General features: G+C 48.4%; 13 protein-coding genes. 9 read left to right on the forward strand and 4 right to left on the reverse strand.

The genetic code is table 11. The annotated features are described in order from the left end of the window. Positions 1 to 107 precede the first annotated feature (107 nt). Positions 108 to 185, reverse strand: a complete 78-nt coding sequence (locus EV210_RS23450; protein WP_376749310.1) for a putative holin-like toxin — start codon at positions 183 to 185, stop codon at positions 108 to 110. Between the two features lie 223 nt (positions 186 to 408). Here EV210_RS23450 and EV210_RS09645 point away from each other — a divergent pair, with 223 nt between their 5' ends. From EV210_RS09645 to EV210_RS09660, 4 genes are all read left to right on the forward strand, one after another. Then, complete coding sequence (locus EV210_RS09645; protein ID WP_132079222.1) at positions 409 to 2337, forward strand: PrkA family serine protein kinase; 1929 nt, start codon at positions 409 to 411, stop codon at positions 2335 to 2337. 6 nt (positions 2338 to 2343) lie between these two features. Next, positions 2344 to 3525, forward strand: coding sequence for a sporulation protein YhbH (gene yhbH, locus EV210_RS09650; protein ID WP_132079225.1), 1182 nt, complete (start codon positions 2344 to 2346; stop codon positions 3523 to 3525). Continuing rightward, complete coding sequence (locus tag EV210_RS09655; protein WP_132079228.1) at positions 3522 to 4835, forward strand: SpoVR family protein; 1314 nt, start codon at positions 3522 to 3524, stop codon at positions 4833 to 4835. The genes yhbH and EV210_RS09655 overlap by 4 nt, the downstream gene beginning before the upstream one ends. A 90-nt stretch (positions 4836 to 4925) precedes the next feature. After that, positions 4926 to 5111, forward strand: coding sequence for a YjfB family protein (locus EV210_RS09660; protein WP_132079231.1), 186 nt, complete (start codon positions 4926 to 4928; stop codon positions 5109 to 5111). Positions 5112 to 5127: 16 nt separating this feature from the next. Here EV210_RS09660 and EV210_RS09665 read toward each other — a convergent pair whose 3' ends face one another. Together EV210_RS09665 and EV210_RS09670 are read right to left on the reverse strand one after the other, a co-directional pair. Next, the gene (locus EV210_RS09665; RefSeq protein ID WP_132079234.1) at positions 5128 to 5910 is read right to left on the reverse strand and encodes a TIGR03915 family putative DNA repair protein; all 783 of its coding nucleotides are present in this window, start codon (positions 5908 to 5910) and stop codon (positions 5128 to 5130) included. Position 5911: 1 nt separating this feature from the next. Next, on the reverse strand, positions 5912 to 7183 hold the full coding sequence (locus tag EV210_RS09670) for a putative DNA modification/repair radical SAM protein (RefSeq protein ID WP_132079237.1): 1272 nt from the start codon (positions 7181 to 7183) through the stop codon (positions 5912 to 5914). A gap of 304 nt (positions 7184 to 7487) precedes the next feature. On the opposite strand from EV210_RS09670, the gene EV210_RS09675 reads away from it, so the two are divergent. The 5 genes from EV210_RS09675 to EV210_RS09695 all read left to right on the forward strand — a co-directional run bounded on the left by EV210_RS09675 (position 7488) and on the right by EV210_RS09695 (position 12910). After that, positions 7488 to 8822, forward strand: a complete 1335-nt coding sequence (locus EV210_RS09675; protein ID WP_132079240.1) for a sigma-54 interaction domain-containing protein — start codon at positions 7488 to 7490, stop codon at positions 8820 to 8822. 193 nt (positions 8823 to 9015) lie between these two features. After that, a complete protein-coding gene (locus EV210_RS09680; protein WP_243650497.1) occupies positions 9016 to 9777 on the forward strand; it encodes a CoA transferase subunit A in 762 nt (253 codons plus the stop codon). 17 nt (positions 9778 to 9794) lie between these two features. Then, a complete protein-coding gene (locus EV210_RS09685; RefSeq protein WP_132079243.1) occupies positions 9795 to 10454 on the forward strand; it encodes a 3-oxoacid CoA-transferase subunit B in 660 nt (219 codons plus the stop codon). Positions 10455 to 10484: 30 nt separating this feature from the next. Continuing rightward, complete coding sequence (locus EV210_RS09690) at positions 10485 to 11639, forward strand: acyl-CoA dehydrogenase family protein (protein ID WP_132079246.1); 1155 nt, start codon at positions 10485 to 10487, stop codon at positions 11637 to 11639. 17 nt (positions 11640 to 11656) lie between these two features. Continuing rightward, positions 11657 to 12910 (forward strand): hypothetical protein, encoded by a 1254-nt coding sequence (locus tag EV210_RS09695; RefSeq protein WP_132079249.1) that lies wholly within the window; start codon positions 11657 to 11659, stop codon positions 12908 to 12910. Positions 12911 to 12979: 69 nt separating this feature from the next. Here the strand turns inward: EV210_RS09695 and EV210_RS09700 are convergent, their stop codons facing one another. Then, complete coding sequence (locus EV210_RS09700) at positions 12980 to 14143, reverse strand: hypothetical protein (protein ID WP_132079252.1); 1164 nt, start codon at positions 14141 to 14143, stop codon at positions 12980 to 12982. Positions 14144 to 14289 lie beyond the last annotated feature (146 nt).

The raw sequence follows: 14289 nt of genomic DNA on the forward strand, positions 1-14289 counted from the left end.
AAAAAAAATTAAACAGCCTTAGTCCGATGGAGTTTCGAACCAAGACTGCTTAAACTTTTCTTTTTTGCTCTGTCTACTTGACAGGGGGCACTTCAGGCTAGGGGCGGTTATTTCCTATTTATGATCAAAACAATAAGTGTTGCAAATGCAATCATTAGATACATTGCCTCAAATATCGTCATCATACCACCCCCTTTCAAAAGGGTGTGGCCGACCGCTCAATTTTGCGACAAAAGAACGGCTTCCGGCTATGGCTGGCTGCCGTTCTTTTGTTTTCTTGTCGGGCTCTTTTAGTACGGCCCTTTCTTTTGCTGCTCGTGATCAAGGTTATTGTTTGACTCTGGCAGGCATATATTTTTTCATACAGTCTGGTACTGTGCCTTACCCACGAGAAAAGGGAGGATGATTATGGCTACCATTGACTTTGAGAAGTTAATTAAACAGGACCGCCAAGAGCGCAAGCAGCCTCATTTTTCAGGGACATTGCTGGACTATTTGGCGATTGTTAAGGAGAATCCCAAAATTGCCATGCTGTCGCATCAGCGGATGTACGAATTGTTGACCAGGGCCGGAATTGAGGTCATTAAAACAGAAGAGCATCCCCGGCTAAAGCGGATTTACGGTAATGATACCATCAAGCGCTATAATTTTTTCAAATATGATTTCTATGGCATTGATAAAACAATCATGAAAATCATGCGCTATTTCCACTCGGCGGCAATGAGAGGGGAAGAAGCCCGGCAGGTTATTTATCTGGTAGGCCCGGTAGGGGCAGGCAAGTCTTCCCTGATGGAAGCGCTGAAGCGGGCACTGGAAATAAGCCCGCCTATTTATTCCATTCAGGATTGCCCAATGCGCGAGGAACCGCTGCACCTCATTCCCAAACACTTGCGCCCTGAGTTCGAGAAACAGCTGGGGATACGTATTGAAGGGGATTTATGCCCTGTCTGCCGTTACCGGCTCAAAAATGAATATAACGGAGAATTTGAACGATATCCGGTGACGACTTCTGAATTCTCCATCCGTTCCCGTAAAGGCATTGGTGTCGTGCCGCCAGTTGATCCCAATAACCAGGATACTTCGGTGCTGGTCGGCTCGGTGGACATTTCCAAAATGGATCTGTACTCGGAAGATGATCCCCGGGTGCTGTCTTTAAACGGTGCTTTTAATGTAGGCAATCGCGGCATTGTTGAGTTCATTGAGGTATTTAAAAATGATGTGGAATACTTGCATACCATGATTACTGCGACGCAGGAGAAGTCGATTCCTTCACCGGGGAAAGGCTCGATGATTTACTTTGACGGTATTATTCTGGCTCACTCGAATGAGGCGGAATGGAATAAATTCAAATCTGACCATACCAATGAGGCGATTTTGGACCGGATTGTAAAGGTGGAAGTCCCGTACTGCCTGGAGCTGGATGAGGAAGTGAAGATCTATCAAAAGATTCTCCGCAATAGCTCCTTTGATGCGCATATTGCTCCCCACACCATCGAAATGGCATCCATGTTTGCCATTCTTACCCGCTTAAGCCCGTCAACCAAAGTAGATGCGCTGACCAAGCTTAAGATCTATAACGGCGAAGAGATTGTAGAGCAGGGCTCAACCAAGAAGGTCGATGTCTTTGAATTGCGGGAGGAAACACCACGAGAAGGGATGACCGGCATTTCTACCCGCTTTATTATGAAAGCTATCGATACGGCGCTGTCTGAATCCGAGAATAATTGCATTAATCCGATTGCCATTGCCGATACCCTGGTCAAAGCTACCAAGGAACTGGCGATTCCGGATGATGAAAAGCGGCGGTATCTGGCTTTTCTGCAGGATGCGATTAAAAAAGAATACCACAAAGTAGTGGAAAAAGAGATTACCCGGGCCTTTATTCACGGTTATAAGGAGCAGGCGGAAAGCCTGTTTAATAATTATCTTGATCATTCCGAGGCCTATGTGAATGCTACAAAGCTGAAGGATAAAAGCACCGGTGAGGAGCTGGAACCGGATATTAAATTCCTCCAGTCCATTGAAGAGCAAATCGGTATTACCGGCACTGCTGCCCGCGGCTTCCGCCAGGATGTTACCGCCTATATGTTCTCCTTGCTGCGCAACGGCGGCACCATTGAATACAGCAGCTACGAACCCTTGAAAGAAGCAATTGAAAAGAAGCTGACTGCCTCGGTGAAAGAACTGTCCAGGGTAATTACCAAAGCGCGGGTGCGGGATAAAGAGCAGGCAACTAAGTATAATGCAATGGTTGATGAAATGAAGCGCAATGGCTATTGCGATCATTGCTGCAATGTCATATTGAAATATGCCGCGAATAACCTGTGGAAGGACTAGAGGGCCATGGCAATTTTCAAGGACGGAGGCTTTGGTCAGTCCGACCGCTCAGCCTGGGACCGTAAACGGCACCGGCAGCTGGTAGAAGAAGCTATTAAAAAGAATATGGGCGATATTATCGCCGAAGAGAGCATTATCGGCCAAAGCAAGACGAAAAAAATTAAAGTACCCATCAAGGGGCTAAAGGAATATCAGTTCGTCTATGGCAAAAATAATGGCGGCGCGGCATCAGGTACCGGTCAGGAGCACAAGGGACAGGTAGTGGGCAAGGTCAAAGGTGACCAGGGGGAAGACGGGCAGGGCCAGGCTGGAAATGATCCTGGCGAAGATATTTACGAAACGGAAATTACGATTGACGAGCTGATTGGCTACTTGTTTGAGGACCTGAAACTGCCTGACATGGAGCGCAAGAAGTTTGCTCAAATTGAAGCGGAACGCAAGTTTAAGCGCTCCGGCGTTCAGCGCCAGGGCATTCCGCCCCGGTTAAACAAAAAACGCTCGCTCATGGAAAAAATCAAGCGGGAAAAAATGGCCCGCCGCGAGCGGGCAGCCGCAGAGTCCGGCGAGGCCGAGCGCATTCCTTTCCGGGAAGAGGATCTGCGTTACTGGCGGGTCAAGGAAGATACGCGCCGGCATTCCAATGCCGTGGTTATTTGCATTATGGACACATCGGGCTCAATGGATCAGACTAAAAAATATCTGGCCCGCAGTTTTTACTTTTTGCTTTATCAATTTGTGCTGTGGAAATACGAGCAGGTGGAAGTTGTATTCATTGCTCATACGACGGAAGCGAAAGAAGTGACCGAGGATGAATTTTTTCATCGCGGCGAAGCGGGGGGGACCTATATTTCCAGCGGCTATGCCAAGGCGTTGTCCGTTATTGAGGAACGGTACAATCCGGAGGTTTGGAATATCTACACCTTTCATTGCTCGGACGGCGACAATTGGAGCAATGACAATGATAAGGCCGTAGAACTGGCTGCCCGGTTATGCTTAATCTGCAACTTGTTTGGCTATGGGGAAATTATGGGCGGCTACGGCTATGGCAGCACGATCCGCCGCGAATATGAGCAGCGGATAAAGGCGGACAATTTTGTTATGGTCACAATGGGTCAAAAAGAAGATGTCTGGCCGGCCTTCAAGCAAATCCTTGATAACGAATCAGCTGCCGGAGGTGACTGGGAGTGAGAGAATACGCCATGCGGGAGCTGGAGTATTGGAATGACCGCATTGAAGAGCTGGTTCTAAAAGCCGGTCTGGATTGTTTTGAACAGTATTTTGAAATCGTCAGTTATGAGGATATGCTGTGTTACAGCGCTTATGTGGGAATGCCTTCACACTACCCGCACTGGAGCTATGGAAAATGCTATGAGCGGCAGAAAAGCTTTTATCAGTACAACTTAGCCGGACTGCCTTATGAAATGGTGATTAATTCCGATCCCTGCATTGCCTATTTAATGCGGGATAATACGCTGCTGCTGCAAATACTCACCATTGCCCATGTTTACGGGCACAATGATTTCTTTAAAAACAACCGGATTTTTAAACGGGATACCTACCCCGAACGGACGGTGGAAATGTTTAAAACACATGCTAACCGGGTCCGGCAATATAACAATGATCCCAGTATCGGCGCCGAAAAGGTGGAGCGCATCTTAGATGCCGCCCATGCACTGAGGTTTCAGGTATGCCGTCACGGTGAAGGCCGGCTGCCGGACCGGAAGCAATTGGCTGCAGAAGCTGCCGTTACTGTCCCGGAACGCCTGCAAGAAGACCTGCTGGCTTTTTTGGCTGAACGCAGCCCGCTGCTGGCAGAGTGGGAGCGGGATTTAATCACGATCGTCCGCGAAGAAACCCTGTATTTTATTCCCCAAATGGAAACGAAAATTATGAATGAAGGCTGGGCCAGCTACTGGCATTACCAACTGCTCAATCAGCTGGAATTGCCGCAAGGGCTGCAGCTGGAATTTCTGCAGCGTCATAATCTGGTCATCCGGCCTCACGAAGGCCGGATCAATCCCTATTTTGTCGGCTTTAAAATGTTTGAATATCTGGCTAAACAGCCTGGCGGTGCAGCTAAAATTAAAGAGGTCCGGGCCGAGGAGCGGGATCAGTCCTTTTTACGCCGTTATTTGAATCAGGAGCTGTGTGAACAATTATATCTGTTCAGCTATGCCGTTGACGGTGAAGATATCGTAGTTGACGAAGTGGCTGATGAGGAGGGCTGGAGAAAAGTACGGGATACGCTGGCAGCATCGGTAGGCTTAGGGGTTATTCCGGTCATCCGGCCGGTGAGTGTTGAACAGGGAACTTTGGTGTTGGAGCATGTGTATGATGGACGGGAACTGGAATTGAATTATGCGAAAGAAACACTGAAATACGTTGCCGAACTATGGGGAGCAAAAGTAGAATTGCGAACACAGATAGCCGGACAGGCGAAGCTGCTGATTTGTACAGCAGATAAGCTGGTGTCCTTGCAGGATACGGGAACTTGTTAAAAGAATGCTTGTCGAATATTGACGATACGGGTATAATAAGGATAAGAATACCAATTAGCGAATCGTAACAATAGAGGAGTTGGCAGGATTATGGACATCGCAGCATTATCAACCGTATCTGCTAATGTTCGGATACAACAAGAGGTTAGTGTTTTAAATATGAAACGAGCAATGGAGCTCACTGAGCAGAATGGTCAAGGCATTCAACAGCTTATTCAGTCAGTGGGGCAATCGCTGGAGCCTCATTTAGGAAAAAATGTGGACATTGCTATATAAATACAGCAACAAGGACTTACCGGGCGGTAAGTCCTTGTTCTTTTTTCGGCGGGCGGTCAAACTCTGTCATGTATTTCCAATAGCGCATTGGCATATGGCTCCGACGGCACTTGGGGTTATACCGCCCTTCGATGGCGATTGTGTCATAAAACAGCCGCCACAGGTCACGAAATGCCCGTTCTGTTTCATCCGCTTCGGGCATCTCCAGCGTATCGATTGGAATCACCGCTGATTGATACGGCTGATAAACCAGCCCCATACCATGCGTTTGATCATGAATTAAAAAGCGTTCTTCTGGAAAACGCTCGCAAAAGTGCTGCGCCATCAGGGGCAGTACAAAATTTTGGGGTGCGATAGCTGCTACCAGGACGTTATTAAAAATGGAAAAACGGACAAAGCCTGTTAATAGGTGACTCTCTCTTTCTAAATGCTTAACGGCTTTCGCGAGTTTACTTACGTTGTCATTGGCCAGCATCGCCATGACTGAGGGACCCTGGCTGTATCCCAGCCGCAGAAACAGCAGGATGTGCAGTTCTTTCTGTTCAAGACAGGTTAAAAAGGCGCGCTTGACGAAATTGAGGGCCGCCGGTCCCAGCTTTTGGGGGATAGAAGCCAAAACCCGTTTGGCTTTTCGTAAATCAGTAGGAATTGTCTTTCCTAAAAAAAGCTGCGAGTGGGAATTGGCAGCAAGCTGGATATCCATCGGTACTTCTTTCTTTTCATAGCTTTCAAATATACAGCATAACAGACCGTCAAAGCTGCCGTCGTAGTAGTAGATCAGTCCGGCATCATCAGGCATCTTAGCCAAGCCTCCCTTCAAGAGCCGGCAGCGGCTGATCAAATAACGAAAGTTGTTCTGCTGCGGTTCCTCTTTCGGAGAGCAGTGCGAGGAGCAGGGAATGCTGGGAGAGTTTGCTGCTGTCCCGTGTTTTTCCACTGCAGGTAATAAAGTATTGTGCCCGCTTAAGCACAACTCCTAATTTTTTCAGGTCCTCAAAGCGGAGCGTGCTTACTCGGCGGGCAGTTGCAATGCGCATGGCACTTGTTACCCCGATACCGGGCACCCGGAGTAAATGCTGATAAGGGGCACGATTGACATCAACAGGAAAAAAATCAGGATGCTGTAGTGCCCAGCTGCATTTCGGATCTAAATGAGGATGGAAACTCTGCTGCTCCTGATCCAGCAGTTCATTGGCGGAAAAACCGTAAAACCGAAGCAGCCAGTCGGCCTGATACAGCCGGTGCTCCCGTAAAAGCGGCGGCTTCGTATCTAATGCCGGCAGGGAACTATCCTCCGTCACCGGCAGATAGGCAGAGAAAAAAACACGTTTTAGTTTATATTTTTTATATAATCCTTCGGCGAGATTGAGAATCTGAAAATCGGTTTCCGGGGTGGCCCCAATAATCATTTGCGTGCTCTGTCCGGCAGGCACAAATTTGGGAGCATGCCGGTATTTCACGATATCCCGGGAGTTTTCCTGTATTCTGCCCTGAATATAGCTCATGGGTGTTAAAATCGAGTGCTTTGTCTTATCGGGAGCCAGTAATTGCAAACTGTTTTGCGAGGGCAGCTCAATATTTACACTCATCCGGTCGGCAAGCATACCGAGGCGAGTAAGCAAAAGGCTGTCGGCTCCCGGAATCGCTTTGGCATGAATATAGCCGCTAAACCGGTATTCCTCGCGCAAAATGCGTAGTGCTTCGATCATCTGTTCGCAGGTATAGTCAGGGTTTTTCATTACACCGGAGCTCAAAAACAAGCCTTCTATATAATTGCGCCGGTAAAAATTAATTGTCAGCTCAGCAAGTTCACGCGGTGTAAACGCAGTGCGCACAGTGTCATGAGAGCGTCGATTGACACAGTATTTGCAATCATAAGAGCAAATATTGGTCATCAAAACCTTCAACAAAGAGATGCAGCGTCCATCAGCAGAAAAACTGTGGCAGATACCAGCGGCACTGGCGCTGCCAATACTCCCTGCCTTTGCTTTTTTATTCACTCCGCTGGATGTACAAGCTACATCATACTTTGCTGCATCGGTTAAGATTTTCAACTTGTCAAAAACATCCACAAGCGGCACCCCTCTATGGTGATATTATGCTTAATTATACAAACAAAACAAGTGTTCGTCAAACATTTGTTCTGATTAGATGAGAGGTTTTTTCACAGGCGGAAATGGTTTGTACGAAGCAGCTTCGTTCATGGTATACTAAGTATATAGTGTTTCTTTTAGCTCCATAGTGTCTTGAAAAGAGACAGTCACTCGCAGTACACGGTAATGCTGTCGCTGCAATTTTCGTAATGTTACCTTGGTATGATTTTTGCATGTTGTTGATAGGTTAGGTGTGAATCTGTTGAATAAGGAGCGGGATGTCATGAATAACGAAACCAGGCTGAAGCTGGTCATGGATAATCCTTTTGAAGGGATTATGGCCATTGACGAGAAGGGAATCGTTTTTTTCGTTAACGCTTTCTTTTTAGAAATATTGAATAGTTCGGAGCAAACGGTAGTGGGCAGACACATCTGGGAGGTTGTCCCGAACTGCCGTCTGTTTGAGACAGTCAGTCAGGGCTATTCGATCTGGGGAGAAACGTTAAAAATCAATGCCAAAGAGTTTTTAGTCGCCCGGTTTCCTCTAAAGGCTGGTGGTCAGGTTGTCGGGGCCATGGTGAAAACCATTTTTCCCGATCAGACAGTGGCCAAGGAAATTGTTCATAAGCTTGCCCAGCCGGCAAAGCCAGGTTTTCAGCAGGCCCTATGCACCTGTCGGGACATTATCGGTGAAACGGTACCGATGCTGTATGTGAAAAAGCTGGCCCGCAGGGCGTCACGAACAAGCTCTACCTTGCTGATAACCGGCGAGAGCGGCACGGGCAAAGAAATTATTGCCCAGGCAATTCATACCCGTTCTGTCCGGCGGGAAGCACCGTTTATTACCGTAAATTGCGGCGCTATCCCGGAAAATCTGCTGGAATCAGAGCTGTTCGGCTATGTGGATGGCGCTTTTACAGGAGCGAGGAAGGGCGGTAAGCCGGGCAAATTTGAGCTGGCAAACGGCGGCACCATTCTTTTGGACGAGATTGGTGATATGCCTTTATATATGCAGGTTAAACTGCTGCGGGTGCTCCAGGAACGGGAAGTCTGGCGGGTGGGGGCAACTGCGCCGACGAAGCTTGATGTACGTGTTATGGCATCAACCAATACAGACTTAAAGAAGCAGGTACACGATAAAAAATTCCGGGAAGACCTGTATTACCGGTTAAATGTGCTGGAAATCAATCTGCCTCCCTTGCGGGACCGGCTGGAGGATTTACCGCTGCTGATAGAATCGTTAATCTGCCGGATCAATAAAAAAATCGGTGCTGACGCTAAAGCTATCACCCCTGCATCGCTTGACCTATTGCGCAGCTACAATTGGCCCGGGAATGTACGGGAGTTGGAAAACGTACTGGAACAGGCAATTAACTGGAGTGAGGATGTCGTTATTGATGTGCAGAAGATTCCGATCAGACCGTGGGAACGGGAAGGAAGCAGCACTGTGCGGCAGCCGGAGCAGCCTTTCCGCAACTTAGTGGAACAAACGGAACGGGATTTGATTGTGAATGCCCTGGAAAAGGCGAAGGGCAATAAAGCTATGGCTGCCCGGATGTTAAATATTCAGCGTTCTGTTTTATATAAAAAGCTGGAACGAATGAATATTGCTTTTTAAAAGTGTAGTCGTAAAATGTAGCTTTTGGGGACATGTGTCTCCTTGAAAATACACTGTAAGGTCTCTAGGCTGATATGCCTGGAGACTTTTTTTTGCCAAAATGCCGCATCAGGGCATTGGCATGGAAGTTGCAATACTATTCAGATACTGATGGCCATCAGAAACAATAAGCGTTATAAGGAGGGAATTATCCGTGTCTAAATTCGGCAACAAAATCAAATCCATGGATGATGCACTGGGGGCAATTCCAAAGAGCGGCGCGACAATTATGATGGGCGGCTTTGTTGGGGCCGGGGAACCGACCTGCTGCATTGAGTGGCTGATAAAAAACCAAATCCGTGATATAACCCTGATTACGAATGAACCGGGGTTAAGCGGCTTTGGGCGGGCGATGCTGTATAAGAACTCTCTGGTAAAGGAGATCATTTCTTCACATGTTGGTACGACTCAGGAATCAACAGAGGAATATTTAAAGGGCAATTTAAAAGTAGAGCAGTTCTATCCAATGGGTACCTGGGTTGAAAAAGTCAGAGCCGGGGCAATGGGCCTGGGAGGCGTCCTTGTGCCGGTAGGGGTCGGTATACTGGATAATCCCGGCTTGTTTGCCGAGCTGGAAGAAGAAAAACAAGTGATTGAAGTAAATGGTGTCAAGTGCTTTGTGGAGGCGGCGCTGCGGGCGCCAATTGGTTTGGTTAAAGCATGGCGGGCTGATGAATCTGGCAATCTGGAGTATCGTCATACCAGCGTCAACTGCAACCCGTTGGTAGCGATGGCTTGCGAATACACCGTTGCCGAGGTAGAAGAAATTGTTCCGGTAGGCACGATTCCACCCGAACGAGTGGGAACACCTGCACCGTTTGTGCAAGCGGTCGTCAAGGGGTTGAGCCTCGAAGAGCACGATGAGATATATCGCCGGCACTGGCTGAAAATTGGTAAACTGACCCCTGATAAATAATAAAGGAGGTAAGAAATATGGATCCAAGAGTATTAATCGCAAAACGTGCCGCTCAGGAATTAAAGGACGGACAATTAGTGAATTTGGGCTTTGGCATGCCGACACAGGCATCAAACTATTTGCCGGATGGCGTTAAGGTGATGTTTCATGCCGAAAATGGAGTTTTTGGTGTCGGGCCGAAACCCCGGGCAGCAGAAGCTACAGCCGATATGACCAATGCCGGATCTGAGCCGGTTACACTGGCCCCGGGGGCCGCTATTATGGACTTGGCCACTTCCTTGGGAGCTATGCGCAGCGGACTGCTGGACGTTACGATTCTGGGTGCTTTGGAAGTTGACCAATGCGGCAATATTGCCAATTGGGCTGTTCAGCGCAACGGTAAATGGTGGCCAGGTATCGGCGGTGCCATGGACTTGTGCTACGGTACGAAAATGGTAATTGCCTGCCTGATGCATACCGATAAGGATGGGGCTTCGAAGATACTCAAGCAATGTACGTTGCCCCTTACCGGCAAAGGCTGCGTAAAAACGATCATAACAGATAAGGCCGTCTTTGATGTTGGTGAAAACAAACTGATATTGAAAGAGCACGCGCCGGGTGTAACACTGGATGAAATCCGGGCCTCTACAGAAGCTGACTTTGAAGTAGCAGCAACCTTTGGTCAAATGAATTTGTAAATAGTAATTTAGGGAGGTTAGAGTGCGCTGATGGAAGTTATTGAAAAATGTGCAGATGATATCGTAGCAAGAGCGAAGCTGTTTTGCAACGACCATCTTCAGCCAATAGCAAGAGAGCTGGATAAACAGAGCCGGTTTCCGGTAGAATTGCTGGAGATGATAGCGCAGGAAGGCTTCCTGGGAATGAACTATCCCGTTAGCTATGGCGGCGGTGGCTATGATTCCGTTACTGCTCATCAGGCAGTTAAGGAATTTGCCAAAGTAAGTGCCGGGGTTGCCCTGACTTTTCATGTCCATTGGATGGCAATTGATGTATTATTGCAGTTTGGTTCGGCAGAGCAAAAACGGAAATATCTGCCAGATTTAATCCAAGGAAGGAAAATTGCTGCCTATACCATCAGCGAAGCACAGGCCGGATCGGATGCGGCAGGTATCCGATCATTGGCAGTTCCGGCTGAGGGGGGCTGGCTGCTAAACGGCGCAAAATATTTTTGTACAAATGGCGGCTTGGCCGATATTTATATTGTAGCTTTTAAAACCGACGCAGAGGCGGGCGCAAAGGGCATTGGCTTGTTTATCATTGAAAAAGGGGCCGCAGGCTTCCAAATTGGGCCAGCTGAAGAAAAAATGGGCTGCCGCAGTTCGCAGACGACCAGCCTGGTCTTCCATAACTGCCTGGTACCACCGGACAGTCTGCTTGGCAATGGTAAGGATGGTTTTAAAATTGCCATGTATGGCCTGACGGGAGGCCGACTGGGCATGGCGGTGATGGGTCTGGGGATTGCGGAAGCAGCCTTGGAAACAGCGGCAAGGTATGCAAACCGCCGGATTGCTTTCGGCAAACCACTCAGCGCTCTCTATGCCGTGCAGGAAATGCTGGCTGAAATGCACGTGAAAATCGAGGCCGCCAAGCTGCTGGTAGATGATACTGCCCGGCAGCGGGACAGCGGCAGTGACTATGCGGTAGCGACCTCTGTTGCCAAATTGTTTGTGGCTGAGGTTGTCAGCGAAGTCTGTCACAAGGCCATGCAGATTTTAGGCGGCCATGGCTATATGAAGTACAACGTAGTAGAACGGTATGTCCGCGATGCCAGATTAATGGATATCGGTGTCGGTGCATCGGAAGTACTCAAAATGGTGGTAGGAACCACGGTTGCGAAAACAATTGGCAGTGATAATGAATAAGTGGGGGAGGACGGCGAATGGAATATTTACCGCAGCGGCGTTTTGACAGTAAGCTTCTCACGGGGGCTGCCGGTGTTCTACTTTGTTTTGTTTATGCGATGCTTTATTGGCCGGTTTGGGCGTCTGTTGCCAAGGCCGTAATCAGCTTCACGGCTGCTGCCGGACTGCAGGCGGCTGAGCCGGCACTAGGCAAAAAATATATTGCCGCTTTTGCTGAAGGCACATTTTTTTGGTGCAGTATTAGTGCCTGGATTTGGCAGACTCTGATATTTGGCAACTATGGCAAGTATAGTCTCACTGCCCGGCAGCCTGTTGCGGGGATTTGGTATACGTTTCTCAGCTTTGTTTTTGGCATCGCAGCTTATTTACTGCTAATTTCGTTTATCGGCATTTGGTGGAAGCCTTTCAATCTGGCCCTCATGTTCGCTCCGCAAAACGCCGATGAGCTGAAGCTGGCTCTCGAAGGCTGGGAAACATCAAATTTTTATGTTTTACCTGTTATCATTGCACAGATTCCCTTTGTATCCTTATTCCAGAAGAAACCCTGGGCGGGAAATTTAACGCCGCCGCTTGACGGCTTGGCTGTAATGATGACAAGTTCTTTCTTTGCACTGCTTGTCTGGCTGGCAATGTTTATTCCCAGCTTTATGCAATTGCAGCTGGGCGGACATGCAGTCACCGCGCAGCCGCTGGGATCGTGGCCGGCAGTGCTCGCGTTCTGTCAAGGCTTTATTTTTTGGTTTCTTATCCCGGCAGAAGGTGGCGAGGGATATCCGTATAAACTATTTACGTCTAAGCAGCCCTGGCTGGGTTTAGCTGGACTGATCATTGCTTTTATCGGAGGCGGCTTGGTTACACCGCAGCTTTACCTGACGGCCATCAAAGCGTTTGATATTAATCCGGGCGTGAATCCGTATATTACGGCCGCATCCCTGGAGCTATCCCTGATCGTAGCCATGCTGTGCTGGCACCATCTGTTTGATGATTATCCCGGTGCAGAAAAAGAACCTAATGTGACCAAGCGGATTGTAACGCGTGTGGTGATTTGGCTGACAAGTGGTACTGTATTTGGGTTGCTGTGGCTCAAATTGTATAAAATCCTGCCCTTTGCGGGCAATGACCTGGGAATGGGATTCCCTGTCATGGGAATTTTAGCCGGTCAATTTGCTTTGCTGATGGTTTTCCTTTACTTTAATACTTTTTTTGATAAATGGCCTCTTATTTATACGAAAGCAGCCGTAGCCCAGAATCAGCATTCTATTACTAAATAAACAATACAAAAACGGCCTGCTGGTTGTCTTGCCAGCCTGCAGGCCGTTTTGCTATGTCAATTTAAATATTTAAGGATTAACTGTAGCGGTAATTAAGTCCAGCAAAGCTTCATCGCCCTCTGTTGACCATACCAGATACAACTGCTCCAGGGTCAGCTGTGAGAAAAGATAATTGCGGAAGGCATTAAATTTTTTGGACTGGAGGTCGGGTTCGCTCATGGCATACTTGTGCCTGGCGATTTCTCCCAGTCTGGCAATCATCCATTTGGCGGCAGGGACGGATAAGACATAATCATGATCGCCTAAATGGGTGATAAAGCCTTCTGCCCGGCGAGGCAGGGGCAGGCTTTGTCCATCGCTTTCCAGCAGGCCGTACATGACGGCATCTTGTCCGGCAATGATTGCAGCCGCCCTGAGCCAGCTCATAACCTCCTGCTCATCTGCCGGTGTACCGGGATGATTATGGGCGCAGGCCATTGCGATAATTAAAGAAGCAGGCATTTGACGGTGAATCAGCTCGGCAATGCTGAGAACATGATGAGCGCCTGCTCCGGCAAGGGTGTATTCTTTGCGTGAGCTGCCATCCGGCTGCCACTGAAATACCCAGGGCTTATGAAGATCGTGCAGTGTTTGGGCGGCAATGACAATATCCCGGTTCATCGGGTAGCGGAAAGCATCTTTGTAGGCATTGTAAAAACCTAAGGCTGCGTTTACATTTACCGCCACATGTGTTGCCAATCCGCCCGGATAACAGTGATGACTGGCATAACCGCTGCCTGGAGCGGCATAAAAGGGAATAACCGCTGAGGCGGCAGACTGATAAGGGGGCAGAAAATCGGTATACTGAGCATCCGGTTTTATATAACCGGCCTTAACCAGCTGCTGTTTTGTCTGTTCTTTCTGTGCATCGCCGGGATACCGCTCCATGAGTGTCGGGGCGGGATTGCGGAGAATCGCGAGTGTCGTGTGCCGGAGTGAGGAATCTTGTATTTCTCCGGCGGTCTGAAGCAGGAAGTCATAGGCATGTTGGACGTAAGAAGATTGTTTGGCCATCGTAATTTCGTCCAGGGACAGGCAGTCGGCCAGCGAAACTTTTTTAGGTTTAATTTCCAGTCTTTTGGCCAGCGAAGCAGTGGGCAGAGACGTGACAGCCAAGGCGGCTGCTGCGCCGGCCGACATACGCAGGAAGGCCCGGCGGCTAAAGTCGGAAGTCATATCCGGTAGAAGGTTCAAGGATAGTCCCCCTTTGCTTTTTACTATTTTCAGTTTACAGCCAAAACTCATCACGATTGTTAGCAGTATGTTATGTTTATGTAAAAAAAAGGAATTTTTCATTGCAACAATAGTTGGCATGTGATCAGGAATGTGCCAGTATATTG

Origin of the sequence: Anaerospora hongkongensis, from assembly GCF_004339805.1 — a bacterium.
In the GTDB taxonomy this organism is placed as follows: Bacteria; Bacillota; Negativicutes; order Sporomusales; family DSM-15969; genus Anaerospora; species Anaerospora hongkongensis.